The following is a 20,083-nucleotide window of genomic DNA, read 5'->3' as shown; positions in this document are numbered from 1 at the left end:
GATCACCGCCTGAGCTCCAGTGTGAGGATCTGCGTGTTGTCTCCGAGCGTCAATTCGGCCTGCTGTCCACGTAGGTCGGTCAGGACGATCGAGGTGTCGGGGAGGGTTTGACCCAAGGAAATGACGATCGGGGCGGGTGTTTCGGCGGAGCGGAAGACGCCCACGCTGACCGGACCGATGACCGAACCCGTGAAGCGGACGTTGTTGTTCCGCAGGTAGCGGCTCAGGTCGGAGGTGCCTGCTGCCAGCGGGGGCTGATCCGGCATCGGCGCTTGGCGCTGGCCGTCTTCGCCCGGACCGATCGGCTGCGGACGTGACAGCTCCGCGGACCGCTCACCGGCCTGTTCGAGATCTGCCGGCGTTTCCTCCGGCTCGCGAATCGCCGCGAGTTCACCGAGGCGCTCGGTGGGCGGTTCGGTGGCCCCGATGGCCGAGCGGAGGAGATCCGGGGTGCCGCCCAGAGTACCGCCGGGAAGAGCACGAGGAAGGGTGCTGCTGGCACTCGCATCGGGGGTGACCGGTGCGGGTGCGGGAGCAAGGGGAGCCTGAGCCTGAGCTGCTCCGGCTGGCCGAGGTTGTCCTGCCGGTCCCGCCGGTATGGGCACCTCGGTTATCACCTGAGGCTGCTGCCTGGCGGGCGGCTGGACCGGCCGGCCGGCCTGGGCGCCACCCCGAGGGATGATCGGGGAGAAGGGGTTGACGGTCGCTCGCCGCGCCTCTTCTTGCGGAACGGCGCTCTCGCCCTCGGGAGCCGGCTCGGGTTCGGCCGGCTGGGCCGGCGGCGGCTCGTCGAGGAGGAAGGGAAGGTCGAGGATCTCGACCTCGTCGGCCGCCTCCGCATCGGGGACGGGCGCGACCGCAGGTGCCTGCGGAGAGCTCACGGCGCCATCTGGCGAGGGCGCGGGTGCGGCGCTCAGGAACGGAAGACCGAAACCGGAATCACGGTAGAGGAAGTTCACCCAGAGGAATGCAGCGAGGATGAGCAGGAGGAAGCCGAGCAGGATGCGAGATGTCCGGGAGAGGGTCATTGCACTGGGTCTCCCGGGTCGTTACCGGTGAACACGTATACGGTGAAGGCGTAGTTGGCCGACAGCTCTGGGTCGACACCGCCGCCATCGGTCACGTTGAGACCGACCTGGCGGATCTTGGTGAAGCGTTGCAACTCCTCGAGCTCCATCAGGAAAGCCATGGTTTCGCTGAAGGTTCCGTTGGTGTTCAACTGGAAGCCGAGGGGTCGAACATCCTGTATCGGTTCGCTGGCGTTGCCCTGGGCGATGCTCAGCACCTCGACGTCGGCGTCGGTCGCGCTCACCCTCAGCTGATCGAGTAGCGAAGCGACCTCGCTCTCGAGCGGTAGCTGGGAGAGGAAGATCTCCCGCTCGCGCTCGAGGCGGGCGACCTCGAGGCGCAGGGTCGGCAGGTTGCGTCTCGCGGCTTCTCCGCGGGCCACCTGGGCCGTCAGGGTGGTGATCTCCGTCTCCAGGTCCTGTGCTTCGAGCAGGGTGGGCCGGTACATGTAGAAGTACCAGAGGACAGCGGCCAGCACCGTCAGAGCGATGCAGACGATCGCGATGTCGCGTTGCCGGAGGTTGCGGAGGTCGAAGCTGCCGATCTTCATTCCGTCTCCTCCGGGAACATGCCCACCGTCAGGTTGTAGGTGTAGATGGTGCTCTCCTCGCCCTGCCGGTTGGCTCGCTGGAAGGCCACCCCGTAGTCGGGTGAGTCCTCTATGTTACGGATGAAGTCGGCCAGGACGTCGGTGTTGACGACGTCGCCGGAGATCGTCATCTCGGCGATGACGGTCTGCCCCTCGTACCGGTTGGGGTCGGTGCGGGGCGGGACTATGGAGGTGAGGTTGAGCGCGCTGAAGTCTATCTGCCGCTCACCGGAGGCGCTGAGGGCCGGGAGGTTCTCGAGCATGCCAGTGATCGCGCCCGTCCACTCGATGCGGTTCTGCTGGACCTCTTCGTAGACCTGGATCAGCTCGCGCAACTGGGCCTGGCGCTGCTGCAGCGCCTGCTGCTCGCGGAGCGCCGGTTGCAGCAGGGCGAGCCGGTCCTCCAGCTGCTGTACTTCGTTCTCAAGGTTCCGCACCGTCTGATTGGCGCTGAACTGGAGCGTGAAGACAATGCCGAAGGCGAGCAGCGGGAAGAGCACGGCGAGCAACTTCCAGTAGCCCGGCTCCTGAACCCGGCGCAGGTTCTTCGGCAGCAGGTTGACGTTAATCAATGCCCTTCACCCCCCGGAGTGCCAGACCGAGTGGCACCGCGAACTCCGGACCGATCTTGCGTAGATAGTCGGGGTCGAAGCGGTTCTCGTCCACTGCAACGGTGAGCCAGGGGTTGGCGAGGTCGACACGGAATCCGAGCGCGTCGCCGATCGCCTCGGGCAGGCCGCGCAACTTGGCGCCGCCCCCGGCGAGGACCATCCGGTTGATGTCGGCGTCTCCCGCCTGAACCCTGAAGAACTCGAGCGACCGGCGGATCTCGGTAGTGAGATCGACCAGCACCGGTCTGAGCGACTCGTATACGCGGGAAGGGCTGTACTCCTCGCGCTTGGCGTCGAAGTTGAGGAGCTCCTCGTCGTCATCGGTCCTGATCGAGGCTGTCCCGTAGTCGAGCTTCACCTCTTCGGCCGCGTCGAAGTCGAGGCCGAAAGCACGCTGAACGGCGGCGGTGAAGTCGTCCCCGGAAACGCCGATGTTGCGGTTCATCAGGACCCGGTGGCCACGGACCAGTGTGATCGTCGTGTTCGAGGCGGCGATCTCGAGAACGGTCCCGATCTCGTCCCCCTCGGTGTAGTGGGTGCCGGTCATCGTCGTCTTGCTGAAGTGCTCGCCCAACAGCGAGCCGCGCAGTGAGCGCAGCAGCGTGAACGGCTTGATGTCGATGACGAGCGGTTCGAGTCCGGCGAGCTTGAGGTAGTCGACCTGTTGGCTCACGAGGTCGATACGGGCAGCGGCGATCACCACTTCCAGTTGCCCGCCCTCTTCGATGTCGTCCGGATTGTCGAGGACGTAGTAGTCGAGAACGACCTCATCGATGGGGAAGGGGATGTAGCGCTCCGCCTCCCACTTGATCGCCTCGTCCAGTTCCTGAAGACTCATCCGGGGAACCTGGATGTTCCTGGTTATCGCTTGCCTGTTGCTCACGGCAGTAACCACGTAATCGCGGCTAATGCCTGTCTCCTCGAAGAGGGCGCGGATCTCTTCGGCCAACCCTTCGGGATCCACCACCTGGTCGTCCTGGATGAGGCCGGGAGGCATCTGGCGCATGCCAACCGCCGAAAGCCCCGGGACTCCGCCCGGACGCAACTCGACGACTTTCAGCGCGCTCGTGCCTACCTCCAGTCCGGCCGCTTCTATTCGGGGATTGAGCAGGCGCGAAAATGACTCGCGCAATGACGCCATAACGTTTCCTCCTTGACAGCCGAGGTGAGTCTAGCAGCGCACCCAGTTGCCCGGAGGTAAAGTTTCCCACGGCTGGCACGCGCTTTCGGCCAACCGTGGGGTAAGTGAGAGCTTTCTCGCGACGCCGTTCTCGGGCGGCTCAGCCCGGTCGCGGCAGCATGCCCGGCGGTAGTCGCGGATTCTGTGATTTGTCCTCGCCTGCCACCGCTCCGCGCGCCCGAGGTTCAGGGGTCGGTGGTGGCGGCCCCGATTCGGGCGGGTCCGGCAACTGCTCGCCGCGGATCACGAGGTCGAACTCGTCGGCGTGGAGCGTTTCACGTTCGAGGAGGACCTCGACTATCCGGTCCAGGTCGCTGCGATGTTCGCTCAGTAGCTTGGCGACACGGTTGTACTGCTCGTCGATTATCGTCTTGACCTCGACGTCGACCGTCCGCGCCGTCTCCTCGCTGTAGGCGCGAGCACCCTCGTACTCGCCCAGGTACGACTCAGACGAGCTCGAGAGGGAGATCTTCCCGAGGACGTCGCTCATGCCCCAGCGGGTCACCATCCGCCTGGCGATATCGGTCGCCTGCTGGAAATCGTTCTGTGCGCCCGTGGTCACGTCGCCGAAGATCAGTTCCTCGGTAGCACGACCGGCGAGAGCGACGGCGATGCGATCCAGGAGAGCCAGGCGGGTGATCGAGAGCCGGTCCTCTTCGGGGAACTGCATGACGTACCCCATGGCTCGGCCCCTGGGCACGATGGTGATCTTGTGAACCGGGTCGGTGTGCTCGAGCAGGTGGGCGGTGAGGGCATGACCGGCTTCGTGATAGGCGGTGATCCGCTTCTCGCGTTCGCTGATGACCCGCGAGCGCCGTTCCGGTCCCATCACCACCCGATCGGCCGCTTCGTCGATGTCGTCCGGGATGATCTCACGACGGTTGTTCCGGGCCGCAACCAGCGCGGCCTCGTTCAGCAGGTTCTCGAGGTCGGCGCCCACGAACCCAGGCGTCCGCCTCGCCACCCGGTGCAGGTCGACGGCCCGCGAGAGCGGTTTCCCCCGGCCGTGGATCTTGAGGATCGCCTCGCGGCCACGAACGTCGGGGGCGTCCACCACCACCTGGCGGTCGAAGCGCCCGGGGCGCAGTAGGGCGGGGTCGAGGACGTCGGGACGGTTGGTGGCAGCGATGAGGATGATGTCGTGCTGCGACTCGAAACCGTCCATTTCGACGAGCAGGGCGTTGAGCGTCTGCTCCCGTTCGTCGTTGCCACCGTTGAGCGAGAGGCCGCGGCGACGACCCACGGCGTCGATCTCATCGATGAAGACGATGCAGGGGGCGTTCTTCTTGGCGGTCTCGAACAGGTCGCGAACGCGGGCCGCGCCCACTCCTACGAACATCTCCACGAAATCCGAGCCGGAGATGCTGTAGAAGGGCACCTTGGCTTCTCCTGCCACGGCCTTGGCGAGGTGCGTCTTGCCCGATCCCGGCGGCCCCACCATCAGCACGCCGTGGGGGATCCGGGCGCCGAGCGCGTGGAACTTGCCCGGATTCTTCAGGAACTCGACTACCTCGGTGAGGTCAGACTTGGCCTCGTCGACGCCGGCCACGTCCTTGAACAGAGTCGTGCTGTTCTCCTCGGTCACCAAACGGGCCTTGCTCTTGCCGAACGACACGGCCCCGTCGCCGCCGCCCCGTGCGCCACGCATCAGATAGAAGAGGAAACCGACCATGAGGAGTACGGGGAGCAGGTAGATGAGGATGCTGCTCCAGTTCTGACCCTCGGGCACTGCTTCCACCTCGATACCTCGTTCCGAGAAGCGCGAGAGGTCGGCAGGCGGAGAGGCCAGGAACGTGGTGAAAGGCTCGCCTTCGACCGGCGTGACTCTCAACTCGTTCTGCTCGACCGTGATGCTCTCGACGTTGCCGGCTTCGATCTGTCGTTCGAGATATGAGTAGGGTTGCACCTCGCCACTCGCGCGCTGCCCGCTCTGGCTAGCGATGAAAGCGACGAGAGCGATGATCACTGCTGCCACGACCAGCCCGCGCACTGGCACTTTCCCCATAAGCCACTCTAAGCGGCGTCAGTGAGAAGAGTTTGATGCCTTAGGCGCTTTCTGGATTCAGCGTTCGTTCAGAAAAGGAGCAGGAGAGGGTTGGCTGCTGGCTCCCAGCGGTGGCCGGCCGACTCTACAACCGGCTGATGACCTGGCGATCGGTCGAGTCCTCGTCAAGGACAGGTAGTTGTCGAGTTCCGCGATCGCAGCTGCCTCGTCGCTGGGTCCCTAGCCTGTCGACCGCGCCAGGTCGTTGAAGCGCACGTGGGCGTTGTGGAACTGGAGCTCGACCGTCCCCACGGGGCCGTTGCGCTGCTTGCCGATGATCACCTCGGCGATGCCCTGCTTTTCAGAGTGTGGGTCGTAATATTCGTCTCTATATATGAACATAACTAGGTCTGCGTCTTGCTCGATAGCGCCAGAGTTGTGACTTATTATGCTATCTGCTATCCAACTGCTCGGACCCGGGACGGTGAGGTCGTAGACAACCTCCTCGCCAGCCGGGACCACCTCGACGACCTTGTCCCAGAAGAGGTCACTCGTCGCCCACTCATGCAGGCCGGCGTCCTGCAACAGGTCGGCGTGTTCGAGCATCGTTTCTCGTGAAGGGTTGAAAACGAAGTTCCCCATGCCCCCGTAGCTTCGGCCGCGCAAGTCGGCCACTTTCCGCTGGCTCACCTCTCTCTGAGCCATAGCAGAGCGGACGGCCCTGAACGCTTCCTTCGGTAAGGTATCGACGTTGGTCTGAACGCCTACCTCCGGCGCGAGTGCCTCCAGGAGCTTCCGGCCCGGATCGACTCGCGGTCCGTGAGTAGCCACGATTTCGAGAAATCTCCTCTGATCGCGGGTACCCGAAACGAAGACTTGGTAACCGGGCCTGTGATCGCCCTTCACTGTGCTCTTGACGCGAGCAACTATTCCGAGCCTGAGCAACAGGGCAGCAACGTCGAAGGCCAGACCTCGACTGTTGCTTGCGTAGCAAGCGGTATGGCTTCCGTTGCTTCCGGCCTTGCCCGCGAGGATGCAGCCATCGGTCGCCCAAAGGTGGCGCAGCAGCAACGCGATCTGGTCGTTGCCAAGACGAAATGCCTCCCCGGGAATCCGCTTCTGGTGCGAACGCTGTCCGAAAATTCCTAGCTGCTTGAGCCAACCCCCGACTCCTGCCGGCTTCCAACGGCTACCGTTGTTACCTATCAGCAGCTGGTGACAGCCTCGACCGGCGTAGCGCTTGACGGTCGATCCCAGCGCCTGCGCACCCTCGAGGACCGTCTGACTGTTCTCCTCAGATGCAGTGGTGTACCTGAGCGGCTGACCGGAGAGGTAGGTGCCACCGCCTATAAGCTGTCCGAGGAGTGCCACCTCTGAATCCGGCCAGCGGACCGGAGCTTCAGGCTCAGGTAAATGCCGTGCCAAAGCAACTCGGTCCCCTTCAGAAATATTGGCGATCCGCTTCCAGCCATCCTGCGTGACCAGCCTGTGCTTCGACGTCGCCCGAATCTTGCGCCCGCTCGCCAGCCGAACCTCGAAAACTTCCCGAGTGCCGACCTCCCAAACCTTGTCGCTCTTGGCAACGGTGAGTCTCCCGTCGGTCCCGAGTGCAACGACCTCCGGTGTCTTGCCGACCAGATCACGTATAGGTACCCTTCGGCCGTCAGCCAGGACCACGAGGGTGTCTCCCGTAACGCACTCACGAAGGTCGGAGAGCATGGGCCTCTTGTTGGGCCGGCTTTCCACGGCCCTGGAGAGCTGGGATAGCACCAGAACCGGCACATCGAGCTCACGCGCCAGCGCCTTGAGGCCGCGCGAGATATTGGAGATCTCCTGCTGCCGGTTCTCGTTGTTCGTGCCACCCGACATCAACTGGAGGTAGTCGATGACGATGAGGCCAGGGCCGTGCTCGGCCACCAGCCGACGAGCCCTGGAGCGCAACTCCATAACGGTCATGTCGGCGTTGTCGTCGATATAGATCTTCGCTTCCGACATCCGCCCAGCTGTGTCCGCCAGTCGCTGGAAGTCGCGGTCGGAGAGCTGGCCGTTGCGCACCCGGCTCATGTCTACGCGTGCTTCGGAGCAGAGCATGCGGGTGACGAGCTGCAGGCCCGACATCTCGAGCGAGAAGATCCCGACCGGTTTGGCCTCGCGCAGGGCGACGTGCTGCGCGAGGCTGAGTGCCAGTGAGGTGTTGTGAACGCAGAAGTCGGCCGCTACGAAATTCGCTCCGTCAGGAACGGTGAGGTCATAGACCTGGTGCTCACCGATAGCTTCGATCGAAACGATGTCATCCCAGTAGAGGTCGGGGTGGGATATCTGCCTCAGGTCATCTCGCTCGAGTACTTGGGCGTATCCCGCGAGTCGCTTCTGGGGCAGTCCTCGACCCGTGTGAGGGTTGTAGCCCGAACCCACGTTCTCGCCGCTACGCCGAGCGAGTTCCGACAGGGACAGACCTGCTTCCGCGGCAGCCTCGCGAACGGCACGCCAAGCGTCGTTGGGCAGATGTCCCGAGTTACTGAAGCGAAGGGGGTGCGGCCTGAACGAGCGACTCGCCTTCTCTCCCAGCCATCCGATCTCTGTTCCGTAGACATCCACCGATTCGGGTTCGGTGATCTCGACCCGCCAGGAACGCTCGGTCTTGCGCCACAGTTTCGAGACGATCCCGAAGCGGACCAGTGCGTGATGAACGTCCCTGGCCAACTCTTGAGAAGCAACGGTGAATTCTATGCGCGGCCGACGAGCCTCGGATAGAGCATAGATGGTGCCTTCACAGGAGAAGAGGACGCGCAGGAACTCGACCATGCGCTCCCGGTCCCACTGCCAGACGACATCCGGGAACCGCTTATCGGCTGCCCCTTTACCCATGAGCCTGTGCTCTCTGAGCCAGAGTGTCAGTGGATTGGGGAGATCCTTGCGTTGTCCCGGGCGATACTCTCTGGCGACGGTGATGTCGATGCCATTGGCACGACAACGCAGCTCCGGAAAGTACTCGCCGATCAAGCTCGTGAAGTCGTTCACGATGACCGGGTCGGTGTTCGTAAAGACCGGGGAAGAGCGGGTCAGGCCACCCCCGGCGATGAAATAGGCTAGGAGACGAACTTTTCCCAGGGGCAGGTCGGAGACCTGACCGAAGCTGGCGAGTCGCCGTGGGACGGCTACTTTGTCGCCCACTCCAAGGTCGTGAAGGGGCGTCCAGCCCCGATGGGTCAGGAACGGGTGATGGCCGGTCACCTCGACCGAGCGACCGGTCCGGGTAATGACGCGGAAGCACGGCTTGATTCCACTGTCGATCCAGTCGGAAACCCGGGTGGGACGTATCGCCCCGGTACTCGAGATCCCGTAGACGCACCTCAGGCGGCGCCTTACGAACTCCTCGATCGTGATGCGTTCACCGCTGCCCGGCACAACCAACAGTGTGTCCTTCGTCAGGCACTTTCCCATGGACGGCCGAGCCGCCAACACGTTCAGACTGGACGGTTGCAACCCGGCCGTGAGCTGATCGAGTTCCTTGAAGCCGGTACGCAAGCCCGACACCGGATCGGGGTTGGCGAACAGCTCGTTGATGTAGGCGAAGGTGTCCGTGACCAGTTCGCCCATCCCCTGGAAATCCTGGGTCCGCTTCGCCGAAGACATGTCGAAGATCGACGCCTCGGCCTTGTCGAGGATCTGCTCGAGCGGCATCGCCTGGTCAAAGGCGCTCTGCATGATCGCCCCGCTGGTCGAGATCAGTTCGCGGAGGATCGCCTTCTCGACGACGATGCGGGCGTAGTTCTCGGCGTAGGCGGCCGTGGGAACGCTGTCCGCGAGGCCGATCAGATAGGGGACGCTGCCTACGCCCTCCAGGTCGCCGCTCTGGCGAAGCTCCTCTGTGATGGTGACGAGGTCGATCGGGTCGCCGCGACGGAAGAGACGCTCCATCGCCCGGAAGATCTTCCGGTGGCCCTCCTTGTAGAAGTGTTCGGTCCGCAGCGTTCCCTCGATGCGGGAGAAGACCTCGTTGTCCAACAGCACGCTGCCGAGCACACTCTGCTCGGCCTCGAGGTTTTGCGGGGGCATCCTGCTTTCCACTCGCCCCATTGTACGTAAGCATGACCGGTCCATGGCTCCGCCGCGCGAAGGTGTACGGCAATTAACCAGCCAGTCGGGGCCAGGGATTAGTTGCGGCTAAAGCGCGGCCCCCGAGGCGATCGGCGACGCCGGCCCCGCCGGCGACACCGGCATCCGCTCCCGCGCCGAAACCGTCACCGGATTACAATGAGCACAGATGTCCTCGGAACTCACATTCGCTGTCGCGGCTCTGGCGGTCGGCTGGCTCATCGGCGCCCTACCGCTGGGGAGCATGGCGATCCGGTGGCTCACCGGCAAGGATCCCAGCGCGTTCTCGGCCCACAACCTGGGGGTCGAGAACATGGTGCGCCTGCTCGGGCCGACCGCGGCCGTGACCGCCTTCATCCTGGACATCTCGAAGGGTTTCGCCGCCGTGGGGCTCACCGCGGGCAATCCGTGGGGTGCGCTCGGGGCCTTCGCCGGGCACCTCCACCCGCCGATCCCCGGCTGGCGGGAGAAGACTCCCCGCGGTCGCGGCAACGGAGTTCTCCTGGGGGCAGTGGCCGGCCTCGTCGTGTTCGGCGATCTGCCGTTCCTCGCCGGCTTCCTCCCGGTAGCCGTGTTCGCCGCCCTCCTGGCGGCAAGCAGTTACGTGGCCCTCGCCACGCTCGTCGCGCTCCTCGCCCTCGACCTGCTAACCGTGCTGCTGGGCCTCGGACCGCAATACGTCGGTGCTGCTCTCGGCCTCTCGGTGGTGGCGCTCTGGCGCCACAAGACGAGCATCAACCGGATGCTCGACGGTACCGAGGTGAGGCTGGGGGACCCGCCCCCCGTGCGCGGCCTCGATCCCAACGTCGTGCGCGCGGCCTTCATGGTTCACCCGATGAGGCTCAGCGACCTGTGGCAGGCCCGTTCGCAGGGGTGGATCGGGAGGTTGGTGAAGCGCGGGATCATAGACGAGGCCCTCGTCCTGCGCATCCTGCCCTACACCAGGCCCCAGCTATACGAGGAGATCACCGGAATCCACCTGTCCGACGGCCGTGAACTGCGGGTTCTGCTGATCGGCGGCGGGATGATCCCGGAGCAGATCAGGAGCCGGCCAGACCTCGCCACGAAGATGGCCATCCAGGGCGCCAGGCTGGCGCGCGACCTCGGTGCCGAAGCGTTCGGACTTGGCGCCTTCTGGTCCACCGTAGGGAACAAGGGGCTTGACGTACAGGAGGCGGTGCCGGATCTGGCGATCACCAACGGCGGAGCCTACACGGCGGCGACGGTGAGGGCTGCCGTACCCGGGCTGCTCAGGCGCTTCCAGCGCGAGGGGGGGTCGCTCCGGAGTGCCACGGCGGCAGTGGTGGGCGCCAATGGCGTGGTCGCTTTCGGCGTCGCCCGGCTCATAGCTCCCGAGGTAGGTCATCTGATCCTCATCGGCCGCGACGAGCAGCGACTCGAGCGCAGCGCACAGAGTCTGCGCCGGAAGTTCCCTCTTACCCGCATCGAAACGAGCGTCCACATATCGGCCATCGCCGCTGCCGACCTCGTGTTCACCGCCACCTCCGACCCCAACCCGGTGATCAGCAAGGAGTTCGTCAAGCCGGGTGCCTGGATCTACGACCTCGGCCGGCCGGTCGACGTAGACGAGAACGTTCGTGAGGTTCCCGGCGTCCACGTCATCCCAGGCGGAGTGGTGCGACCGCCGGGAGAGATGCGCAGCAAGATAGACATACAGTTCGGAGACGGGCTAGTCCCCGCCTGCATGGCGGAGACGATGATCATGACGGCGACGAGGGCGTTCGACCGGGCCTCGTTGGGACCGACCACCCGCAGCGCCGACATCGACTTCTATCTGAGGGAGGGGGAACGCCTGGGGTTCGAGGTGATCACGCGCGACGAGCGGGTGAGCGAACCTCAGGTGACCGCGTGAGTCAGGGAGGAAGGTTCGCCTTCCGCACCCACGCCGAGCTCGGCCTCGAGGGCCCCGAAGCGGCGACGCTGTGGGAGTACGGATGCCGGGGAGTGGCGGAGGAGGGGCGAGAGGTGATCGGCTACTTCGACCACCCCATCGAACTCCCTCTGCGTGGGCGCTGGCTCGAACTCGCCGACGAGGACTACCTCGAACGCTACTACCGCGAGCTCGAGCCGGTACTGGCAGGCACGCTCGTAGTCGCCCCCACCCACCGGCAGGCCACCCTCTCGGCAGGTCAGAAGCCGCTCTGGATCGATCCGGGGATGGCGTTCGGAACGGGCCATCACGAGACCACCAGGCTTGCACTCGAGGCACTCTGCGAGCTCGACCTCGAGCGGCGGGCGGTTCTCGACGTCGGCGCCGGGTCGGGGATCCTCGCCATCGCCGCCGACCTCCTGGGGGCGCGCGAGAGCCGGGGCATCGACATCGATCCGGAGACCGTGCCGATCGCCAGGGCGAACGCCGCTCTGAATCGTTCTCGCGCGCAGTTCGAGCCGGGAACGCTGGATGAGGCGCACTCTGCCGATGTCGTCGTCGCCAATCTGCACGCCGAACTCCACGTCGAACTGGCGGCGGCCTATGCGAGAGCGACCCTTCCGAACGGCCATCTGCTCCTCACCGGGATCCTCGGCGATCGTACCGCGATGGTAGAGGAGGCGCTGCGGGACAGTTTCGAACTGCACGGCTGGTCCGAAGCGGGCGAGTGGCGGCTGCTCCATGCGCGCAGGAGTGGGGCCGAGGGGCGCTAGGTGCGTCGGCACAGGATCCACCTGCCCCGGCTCGAGTCGGGGATCAGCACCGTCACCGGCAGAGAGGCCGCTCACCTCAGCCAGGTACTGCGCGTCTCGCCCGGCAGCGAGATCAGAGCGTTCGATGGCAGGGGTATGGAGGCGCCCGGAGTAGTGCGAGTGGTCGAAACCGGCCGCGTGGTCGTCGAACTAGGTCAACCGCACCCCACCGACGTCGAACCCGAGCTCGAGATCGGCGTAGCCGTCTCCCTCCTCAAGGGCGATAAGCTCTCCGACGTGGTGCGGCAGTGCACCGAGCTGGGGGCACGCGGTTTCCGACCGCTACTCGCCTCCCGCAGGGACGTACCGGAACTCTCCGCCAACAAGCTCGCCCGACTGAGGCGAGTTGCCCAGGAGGCGGCGAAGCAGAGCGGCAGGGCGTTCGTTCCGCAGGTGCACGAACCTGTTCCCCTCGGCTCGCTCCACTGGAGCGGAACGGCCGTCGTCGCCCACCCTGGTTCGCAGCGGCGGCTCGCCGATCTCGAGCTGACCGGCGAAGCGACCGTGATCACCGGTCCAGAGGGAGGCTTCAGCGACGAAGAGGTGGCTTCCCTCGAAGCACGCGGAGCTTCCGTCATCGGGCTCGGCGCCAGGGTGCTCCGCGCCGAAACCGCGCCGGTGGCTCTCGTCGCTGCGCTGCTCGTGCCCAAGGCGCTCTGATGGTCGCGCGGTCCGCTCCCCTCTGCCTGGCAACGTCCCTGCTGTTCCTGCTCTGCGCCTGCCGGCCCCTCTACATCCCGCCGGTACCCGCACCGCTGGAGTTGCCGGAAAGGCTCGAGGTGGACGCTGGCGGGGTCGTCGATGCAGGTACACCTCGACTGGAGGTCGAACTCGTCAACGTGGTCGAGCCGGTCTGGTTGGCGGTGCAATGGTTCTCGCCGGCCAACGATGAGGTCGCCTCGGAGAGCGTTTGGGTGACCCAAGCCGACGAGGGAACGGTACTCACTCTGCTGCTGCCCGCCGACGTCGAGGTCGTGCCGGGGCGCTGGCGGGCGGTGCTCTCGGCCTCGGGCAGGGTCTTGCGCCAGGTGAGCATCGAGGTGCCCTGAACGAAGACACATGGCGGCCCTGACGAGGGAACTCCTCCCCGGCAGGGAAGAGGAGATCCGCCAAGGCGCCGAGGAGGATTCCAGGCGCCTTCCGAGGAAGGTCGACCGGCCAGCGAAAGGAGATCCGCCCAACACTCGAGGTGTCGGGCGGATCTCCGGATCGTTCGAACGGACTTACGAGCTGTCTCTCAGGCTGCGCCTCGTACCGTCCTCGTCCTGGTCCTCCGGCTGCGGTAGGCGGCGACGATCCAGCCGACGATGTAGATGCTCGAGTAGGTTCCCACGAAGAGGCCGATGAGGAGCGCCAGGCTGAAGTCGCGCAACACCGAACCGCCCAGGAAGAACAGGGCCAGGATCGGAAGCAGAGTCGTACCCGAGGTCATGACCGTGCGGGAGAGGGTCTGGTTGACGGACAGGTCGACGATCTCCTCGTGGTCCTTGCCCTTCACCTTCCGCAGGTTCTCCCTGATCCGGTCGGCGATGATTATCGAGTCGTTGAGCGAGTAGCCGACCACGAAGAGGAGCGCGGCCAGCACCGGGATGCTGAACTCGGCCCCGGCCAGCTGGAGCCCGCCCAGCACCAGGGCTGCGTCGTGCATGACCGCGAGGACGGAGGCGACGGCCACGATCCAGTTGGGCCAGAAGCGCCAGGCGACGTAGACCAGTATCAGCGCCAACGCTACCCCGACAGCGTAGAGCGCTCCCTGGCGCAGATCGGCTCCCACCGCCGGGCCCACGAAGTCCGCGGACAGTACGTCGGCCTGCAGCGCCGTTGCCAGGGTGTCGGCGACTTCTTCACTCGCCTCGGCCGATCCCGAAACACCTACTCGGACCGAGATGAGGTTGCCCTCGATGGTCGGGTCGGTTACCTCGACGATGTTGGCGCCCTCGGCCGAGACCTGCTCCAGTTCGGGCCCGTCGAGCACCGCTCGCACGTCACCTACTGTCGTGCCGTCGGGCACCCGCAGGAGGATGCTGGTTCCACCCGTGAAGTCGGTGGAGAGCGGAAGACCCTTGAGGAAGAGTCCGCCCAGGGATGCGAGTACCAGCAGGCCGCTCACGGTCACCACAACCGGCGCCTGACGGACGAAACGGATGCCGTGAGCGTAGAAGCCTTTGGGCAGCATCGGCCGTTTCACTCGTAAGGTAAGGACGTCGAGCAGGAAAGGCACGACGACGACGTTGACGAAGACCGATGCGACGATACCGATCGCGAGGGTGGTGGCGAAGCCGCGTACCGGACCGGTGGTGTACTGGTAGAGCGCGGCGGCCGCCAGCAGAGTGGTGACATTGGCGTCGATGATGGCCGAAAGCGAGTTGTTGAAGCCGGCCTTCATCGAGAGTCGCAGGCTCTTGCCGGCCGCCAACTCCTCCTTGATCCGCTCGAATGAGATCACGTTACCGTCGACGGCCGCACCCAGGGTGAGCACCAGGCCGGCGATGCCGGGGAGGGTGAGGGCCGCGCCCAGTCCGGCGAGGATGCCGAAAACGAAGAGCATGGCGAGGATGATGCCTACCGTCAGGACGCCGCCGAATAGCGGCCCGTAGTAGAGGAGGATGAGGACGACGACGGCCGCGGCGCCAACGATCCCGGCCGTGACACCTGCGTTTATCGAATCCTGGCCCAGGGTAGGCCCGATCTGTCGTATCTCCTCGACGTGCAGATCGATCGGAAGAGCGCCGCTCCTCAGGACCAGCGAGATATCTGTCGCCTCATCGAGCGACTCGATGCCGGTGATCTGACCCGAGTCCGAGATGCGGCTCTGCAGAGCGGGCGCGGTGATTATGTTGTCGTCGAGGACGACCGCCATGCGCCGGCCGATATTGCCGGCGGTGAACTCCCCGAACTCGGCCGCGTACTCACGTTTGATCTCGAACAGGACGATCGGCCCGATCACTCCACTTCCGGGAGGACTGAAGTCGGCCCGGGCGGAACGGATGATCTCGCCGGTGAAGCGCGTTTCCTCGAGGTCCTCGAGGGTCAGCATCTGAACCGGCACGTCGTTCGCCTGCTGTTCCACCAGCCTGAACTCGAGGACCGCTTGCTGACCTATCAGGTCGAGAGCGCGATCCTGCTCGTCGGCCGAGAGGCCGGGAAGTTCGACGACGATGCGGTCACCGCCGGCGGTCTGGATGAGCGGTTCGGAGACGCCGAACTCGTTCACGCGGTTCTCGATGACGCTGCGAGCCGTCTGCATGTCTTCTGCCGCCGGATTCGGCTGGTCGGACTGCAGGACCACGCGCAGTCCGCCCTGCAGGTCGAGGCCCAGCTTCAGGCTCGACTGGCCGGGGACCCACGGTTGCCAGATGTAGAGGATCGACAGCAGGATCGCCGCCAGGACGACGACAGCTGTCACGTTTCTTCGGTTCATCGATTCTCCTAAGTCAGCTTCCGAGTGCTGCGGGGTGGAGCGCCGCCAGCGGAGCGGCGAAGTGGGAGCCGTCGCCGGCGCTCAACCACCTTCGAGCAGCAGCCGGCCCCACATGAGGAGACGCTCCTGCCCGCCCACCGGTACCACCCAACGCGTCGCTCGGAGTACCCATGACACGGGGCGCGGCGCCTTCTGCCAGAGCCGCGGCCTCTCCGTATCGATCCCGCCATAGCCGGATAGGCCGGCGATCCCGCCCGACTGTCCGGCTTCCCAGCTCAGCGGAACTGGAGCGCCCATGCCGAGCCTCGCCGGCTCGCTCGTCAGCGTCCAGCTGACCCACTGGCACAGCGAGCCGGCGAGCAGGCAGAGGACCGGCAGAAGGTTCCTGACGGCAGGTGTGCTCATCGTCAGACGGGAACCTCGACCATCTCGTACGCCTCGATGATGTCGCCTTCCTGGACGTTCTCGTAGTTCTGCAGGTTGATGCCGCACTCGAACCCCTGAGCGACCTCGCGGACGTCGTCCTTGAAGCGCCGCAGCTGAGAGATCGAGCCCTTGTAGACCTCGCGGCCCCCGCGGCTCACCCTGGCCTTGGCATTACGGCGGATCACTCCGTCGGTAACGTAGGAGCCGGCGATGTTGCCGCTCCGGGGTACGCGGATCACCTGACGCACCTCGGCGTGGCCGATGACGCGCTCCTCGTACTCGGGTTCGATCTGGCCCCGGATCATCCGCTGCACGTCCTCGATCAGCTCGTAGATGATCTTGTAGCTCTTGAGCGGGATCCCCTTGCGCTCGGCCGACTTGATGACCGAGCCGGGCGGGTTGACGCCGAAGCTGATGACGGTGGCGTCGGCGGTGGAGGCGAGCAGCAGGTCGGACTCGGTGGGGGCGCCCACGTCGGCGAGCATGACGTCGAGGTCGACCTCGTCGGTGACTTCGGCTTCCTTGGCCAGCACTCCCTTGATCGCCTCCAGCGAACCCTGGGTATCGGCGCGGAGGATCAGGTTGATCGTCGTGACCTTGCTCTTGCCGAAGAGGTCGGCCAGCGTGACGTTCTTCTTGCCGATGAGGTCACGTTCCTCCTCCTCGCGTCGCCCCTTGCGCTCGGTGGCGAGTTGCTTGGCGGTCTGCTCGTCGGCAACCGCTTCCACCTTCTGGCCCGCCTGAGGCTGCTCGGAGAAACCGAGGATCTGGACCGGTACCGAGGGTCCGGCCGACTCGACCGTCTTTCCGGCGTGATCGGTGAGGCGGCGCACCTTCGCCCACGCCTCCCCGCACACTATGTAGTCCGCTACCCGCAGGGTGCCCTCCTGGATCAGCACGGTCGCCAGCACGCCCGCCCTCTTGTCGAGGATCGACTCGATCACTACCCCCTTGGCGGGTCCTTCGGCCGAGGCCCGCAGGTCCTCGACCTCTGCGACGAGACTGATCATCTCGAGCAGGTCGTCGACCCCGGTGCCTTGCACGGCGCTGATCGGGACCACGATGGTATCGCCACCGTACTCCTCGGGCACGAGCTCGACCTGCATCAGGTCCTGTTTGACCTTGTCGGGGTTCGCCTGCGGCAGGTCGATCTTGTTGACCGCAACGATGATGGGCACTCCAGCAGCCTTCGCGTGGGCGATCGCCTCGCGGGTCTGCGGCATGATGCTGTCGTCTGCCGCCACCACGATCACGACGATATCGGTGGCGCTCGCTCCGCGCTGACGGATCGAGGTGAACGCCTCGTGCCCCGGGGTATCGAGGAACGTGATCACCCCCTGCGCCGTCTCGGCCTGGTAGGCGCCGATGTGCTGCGTTATGCCGCCCGCTTCACGCTCTGCGACCTTGGTCTTGCGGATGTGATCGAGGAGGGTGGTCTTACCGTGGTCGACGTGACCCATCACCGTCACGACCGGCGCCCGGGTTGGCGCCTGTTCCTTCGGCTCGGCCTTGGCTGCGGTCTCCGGTTTCTCGGCAACGGCGGCGGTACCGCCAGCCGAAGGCTTGGCCGCCGGCTGCTTTCCGCCCTGTTGCGGGGCGGTCTTCTCAGCCTCGCCACTCTCGGTCTCGGTATCGGCCCGCGCTTGCGCGTCCTTGGCCTTCTCCAACGCAGCATCGGCCTCGGGAGCCCCACCCTCGTCGGCGACGAGCTGGCGGATCGTGTCGGCCGTGTCGGCCTCCAGGGTGCTCGAGTGCGATTTGTACTCGACCCCCATCTCGTCGAGGATATCCAGCAACGCCTTCGATTCCAGGCCCAAATCCTTGGCCAGTTGGTAGATGCGTATCTTCTCAGCCACCGTTCCCTCCGTTCTGGGACGTTCTCGTTTTCTTGCTCTCCAGATCTGCCGCCGAATCGAGTGCAGCCAGTTGTGCGGCTACCTCCGGTGCTTGCGCCCGGAAGGCCCGACCGAGTGCCTTGCGCTCGTGGCACTCCGCCCGGTGACACACCCAGGCGCCTCTGCCGCCGGCCCGCTTCCGCGGGTCGAGACGCCAGTCGCCCGCCTCATCTCGTGCGAAGCGGATGAGTTCCGATTGCGGCCTGGAGCTGCGGCAGACGACGCAGCGGCGCATAGGAACGTGGCGGGTCGGGGTAGCGGGCACGATCAGGACTTGCCCTCCGGGGTCTTCTCGGGATCGCTGGCCACTTCCTCCCTGGCGCCCTCGGCGGTCGCCTCCTCGCCCTCGGCGCTCACCTTTTCGGCAGCGGCATCGACCGCTTCTTCCGACTCGTCGGACTCGCCAGAATCGGCGTCGGGGCTGGCGCTGAAGAGCGCATCGAAGGCGGCCCGCTTGGTGTCGCTGGTGGCTACCGTTTCGGTGCCGCGCGACGCTACCGCCTGCAGAGCCGCGTCGAGGTCGCTGACGGTCTCGGACGGCACCAGGTCGATCTTGAAACCGGTGAGCTTCGCGGCCAGCCGGACGTTCTGGCCGCCCTTGCCGATCGCCAGCGAGAGCTGGTCGCTGCCTACCAGGACCTTCGCCTCTCCGGCGTCGGCGTCCAGTTCGATGGTACCCACCTTCGCGGGAGAAAGAGCATTACGGATGAACTCGCGGGGAACCGAGTCCCACATGATGATGTCGACTCGCTCGCGCTGCAACTCGGCGGTAACCGCCTGGATCCGGGAACCGCGATGGCCGATGCAGGCGCCGATCGGGTCGACGTTCGGGTTGGTGCTGGTGACGGCCACCTTCGAGCGCTGTCCCGCCTCGCGGGCTACGGCCTTGATCTCGACGGTGCCGTCCGCTACCTCGGGGATCTCCTGGCGCATCAGGTACTCGAGCAGTTGCGGCGCGGCGCGCGAGACCAGGATCGACGGCCCGCGGCTGGACAGCTCCACCTTGGCCACGTAGACCTTCACCCTCATGCCCACCATGTAGCGCTCGCCCTGGATCTGCTCCTTGGGCGGCATTATCGCCTCGCCTCGGCCAAGGTCGACGAACACGTTGCGCTTGTTGTCGGTGCGCGAGACCACCGCGGTGAGCACGTCGCCGGCACGGTCCTTGTACTCCTCGAAGACGATCGCCCGCTCGGCTTCGCGGATCTTCTGGGTGATCACCTGCTTGGTAGTCTGCACGGCGATCCGAGTGAACTTGTCGGGGTCGACGGGGAACTCCATCTCCATCCCCACTTCCACCGACTCGTCGAGTTCGAGGGCCTCCTCCAGGCTTATCTCCTTGTCGGGGTCCTCGACCTCCTCGACCACCCGGCGGACGACGAGCACCTCCATCTCACCGGTCTCGGGATCGAGGGTCACCTCGATCTGCTTGCCCGGTTCGACGTTGCGCTCGAAGGCCTGCTCCAGCGACTCCTCGAACGAGGTGAGCAGCTGGTCGCGGTCCAAGTTCCGCTCTGCGGCGAGTTGATTGAGTGCATCCATGAAATCTTTGTTCATACCTAACTCCTATTCGGTTGTGGCGCCGCTCAGACTTACTCTCGAGCAACTCCGTGCAGGTTCCGTGCGGCGGCGCTTCACCAGGAACCCGCGATCCTGCCTCCCCCTAGCGAGGCTCCTTGGGCCATTCGGCGAGCCTGGCGCTGTCGAGGTCGCTGAACCTCACCACCTTCTCCTCCTTGCCCACTTCGAAGGTGACGGCTTCTTCGCCGACCCCGACCACCCTTCCGGTGAACGCCTGGTCGCCGGCCCGCACCTTGACGAGGAGGTCGTGGAAGCGCTCGAAGTGTCGCGCCCGGGTCAGCGGTCTCTGGGGGCCCGGGGACTCCACCTCGAGGGCGTAGGGGCGGTCGAACGGGTCGAGCCTGTCTAGCTCGAGTCCGAAGGCTTCGGAGGCGACCGCCACGTCGTCTATGGAAACGGTCTCCTCATCGAGGCGGTCGATGCGTAACAGCAACCGCTTCTCGCTGCCCTTCGAACTGATCGTCAGCTCGAGCACCTCGAAACCCAGCGGTGTGAGGACTTCTTCGGCCGCTCGCCCCAGATCCATG

15 protein-coding genes are annotated in these 20,083 nt (G+C 65.4%); 4 read left to right on the top strand and 11 right to left on the bottom strand.

The window, feature by feature from the left end; genetic code table 11:
- Positions 1-2: 2 nt before the first annotated feature.
- The 6 genes from VF168_03175 to dnaB form a co-directional block, all read right to left on the bottom strand.
- On the bottom strand, positions 3-1,028 hold the full coding sequence (locus VF168_03175; GenBank protein HEX7003169.1) for a hypothetical protein: 1,026 nt from the start codon (positions 1,026-1,028) through the stop codon (positions 3-5).
- The gene (gene pilO, locus VF168_03170; protein ID HEX7003168.1) at positions 1,025-1,618 is read right to left on the bottom strand and encodes a type 4a pilus biogenesis protein PilO; all 594 of its coding nucleotides are present in this window, start codon (positions 1,616-1,618) and stop codon (positions 1,025-1,027) included. The genes VF168_03175 and pilO overlap by 4 nt, the downstream gene beginning before the upstream one ends.
- Positions 1,615-2,229, bottom strand: a complete 615-nt coding sequence (locus VF168_03165) for a hypothetical protein (GenBank protein HEX7003167.1) — start codon at positions 2,227-2,229, stop codon at positions 1,615-1,617. The genes pilO and VF168_03165 overlap by 4 nt, the downstream gene beginning before the upstream one ends.
- Complete coding sequence (pilM, locus tag VF168_03160) at positions 2,222-3,409, bottom strand: type IV pilus assembly protein PilM (GenBank protein ID HEX7003166.1); 1,188 nt, start codon at positions 3,407-3,409, stop codon at positions 2,222-2,224. The genes VF168_03165 and pilM overlap by 8 nt, the downstream gene beginning before the upstream one ends.
- A 139-nt stretch (positions 3,410-3,548) precedes the next feature.
- On the bottom strand, positions 3,549-5,453 hold the full coding sequence (ftsH, locus tag VF168_03155; GenBank protein HEX7003165.1) for an ATP-dependent zinc metalloprotease FtsH: 1,905 nt from the start codon (positions 5,451-5,453) through the stop codon (positions 3,549-3,551).
- Positions 5,454-5,672: 219 nt separating this feature from the next.
- Positions 5,673-9,503, bottom strand: coding sequence for a replicative DNA helicase (gene dnaB, locus VF168_03150; GenBank protein HEX7003164.1), 3,831 nt, complete (start codon positions 9,501-9,503; stop codon positions 5,673-5,675).
- A 196-nt stretch (positions 9,504-9,699) separates the two neighbouring features.
- Between dnaB and VF168_03145 the strand changes: the two genes are divergently transcribed.
- The 4 genes from VF168_03145 to VF168_03130 are packed head-to-tail and all read left to right on the top strand — an operon-like array spanning position 9,700 to position 13,282.
- Positions 9,700-11,403 carry a glycerol-3-phosphate acyltransferase gene (locus VF168_03145; protein ID HEX7003163.1) on the top strand — a complete coding sequence of 568 codons (1,704 nt, stop codon included), beginning with the start codon at positions 9,700-9,702 and terminating at the stop codon, positions 11,401-11,403.
- Positions 11,400-12,194, top strand: coding sequence for a 50S ribosomal protein L11 methyltransferase (locus VF168_03140; protein HEX7003162.1), 795 nt, complete (start codon positions 11,400-11,402; stop codon positions 12,192-12,194). The genes VF168_03145 and VF168_03140 overlap by 4 nt, the downstream gene beginning before the upstream one ends.
- Positions 12,195-12,893: an RsmE family RNA methyltransferase gene (locus VF168_03135; GenBank protein ID HEX7003161.1), complete on the top strand. Its 699-nt coding sequence runs from the start codon at positions 12,195-12,197 to the stop codon at positions 12,891-12,893. It begins immediately after the preceding gene.
- Positions 12,893-13,282, top strand: coding sequence for a hypothetical protein (locus VF168_03130; GenBank protein HEX7003160.1), 390 nt, complete (start codon positions 12,893-12,895; stop codon positions 13,280-13,282). The genes VF168_03135 and VF168_03130 overlap by 1 nt, the downstream gene beginning before the upstream one ends.
- Positions 13,283-13,470: 188 nt before the next feature.
- On the opposite strand, the gene secD is transcribed toward VF168_03130, so the two are convergent.
- From secD to rimP, 5 genes are all read right to left on the bottom strand, one after another.
- Positions 13,471-15,654: a protein translocase subunit SecD gene (gene secD / locus VF168_03125; protein ID HEX7003159.1), complete on the bottom strand. Its 2,184-nt coding sequence runs from the start codon at positions 15,652-15,654 to the stop codon at positions 13,471-13,473.
- Between the two features lie 81 nt (positions 15,655-15,735).
- Positions 15,736-16,059, bottom strand: a complete 324-nt coding sequence (locus tag VF168_03120; GenBank protein HEX7003158.1) for a hypothetical protein — start codon at positions 16,057-16,059, stop codon at positions 15,736-15,738.
- A 2-nt stretch (positions 16,060-16,061) separates the two neighbouring features.
- Positions 16,062-17,936, bottom strand: a complete 1,875-nt coding sequence (infB, locus tag VF168_03115; GenBank protein ID HEX7003157.1) for a translation initiation factor IF-2 — start codon at positions 17,934-17,936, stop codon at positions 16,062-16,064.
- A gap of 306 nt (positions 17,937-18,242) precedes the next feature.
- Entirely contained in the window at positions 18,243-19,532 is a 1,290-nt protein-coding gene (gene nusA / locus VF168_03110) for a transcription termination factor NusA (protein ID HEX7003156.1), read from the bottom strand.
- Positions 19,533-19,638: 106 nt separating this feature from the next.
- Positions 19,639-20,082 carry a ribosome maturation factor RimP gene (rimP, locus tag VF168_03105; protein HEX7003155.1) on the bottom strand — a complete coding sequence of 148 codons (444 nt, stop codon included), beginning with the start codon at positions 20,080-20,082 and terminating at the stop codon, positions 19,639-19,641.
- Position 20,083 lies beyond the last annotated feature (1 nt).

This window comes from Trueperaceae bacterium (genome assembly GCA_036381595.1).
Taxonomy (GTDB): Bacteria; Deinococcota; Deinococci; order Deinococcales; family Trueperaceae; genus DASVCN01.
The sequence above is the reverse complement of the archived record's forward strand: the minus strand, read 5'-3'. Positions and strand labels throughout refer to the sequence as shown.

Bases quoted from the DNA above. Each gene is read 5' to 3' on its own strand.
- ftsH (HEX7003165.1), bottom strand. From the start codon at position 5,453: ATGGGGAAAGTGCCAGTGCGCGGGCTGGTCGTGGCAGCAGTGATCATC.
- pilO (HEX7003168.1), bottom strand. From the start codon at position 1,618: ATGAAGATCGGCAGCTTCGACCTCCGCAACCTCCGGCAACGCGACATC.
- nusA (HEX7003156.1), bottom strand. From the start codon at position 19,532: ATGAACAAAGATTTCATGGATGCACTCAATCAACTCGCCGCAGAGCGG.
- secD (HEX7003159.1), bottom strand. From the start codon at position 15,654: ATGAACCGAAGAAACGTGACAGCTGTCGTCGTCCTGGCGGCGATCCTG.
- rimP (HEX7003155.1), bottom strand. From the start codon at position 20,082: ATGGATCTGGGGCGAGCGGCCGAAGAAGTCCTCACACCGCTGGGTTTC.
- pilM (HEX7003166.1), bottom strand. From the start codon at position 3,409: ATGGCGTCATTGCGCGAGTCATTTTCGCGCCTGCTCAATCCCCGAATA.
- VF168_03145 (HEX7003163.1), top strand. From the start codon at position 9,700: ATGTCCTCGGAACTCACATTCGCTGTCGCGGCTCTGGCGGTCGGCTGG.
- VF168_03175 (HEX7003169.1), bottom strand. From the start codon at position 1,028: ATGACCCTCTCCCGGACATCTCGCATCCTGCTCGGCTTCCTCCTGCTC.
- VF168_03130 (HEX7003160.1), top strand. From the start codon at position 12,893: ATGGTCGCGCGGTCCGCTCCCCTCTGCCTGGCAACGTCCCTGCTGTTC.
- VF168_03120 (HEX7003158.1), bottom strand. From the start codon at position 16,059: ATGAGCACACCTGCCGTCAGGAACCTTCTGCCGGTCCTCTGCCTGCTC.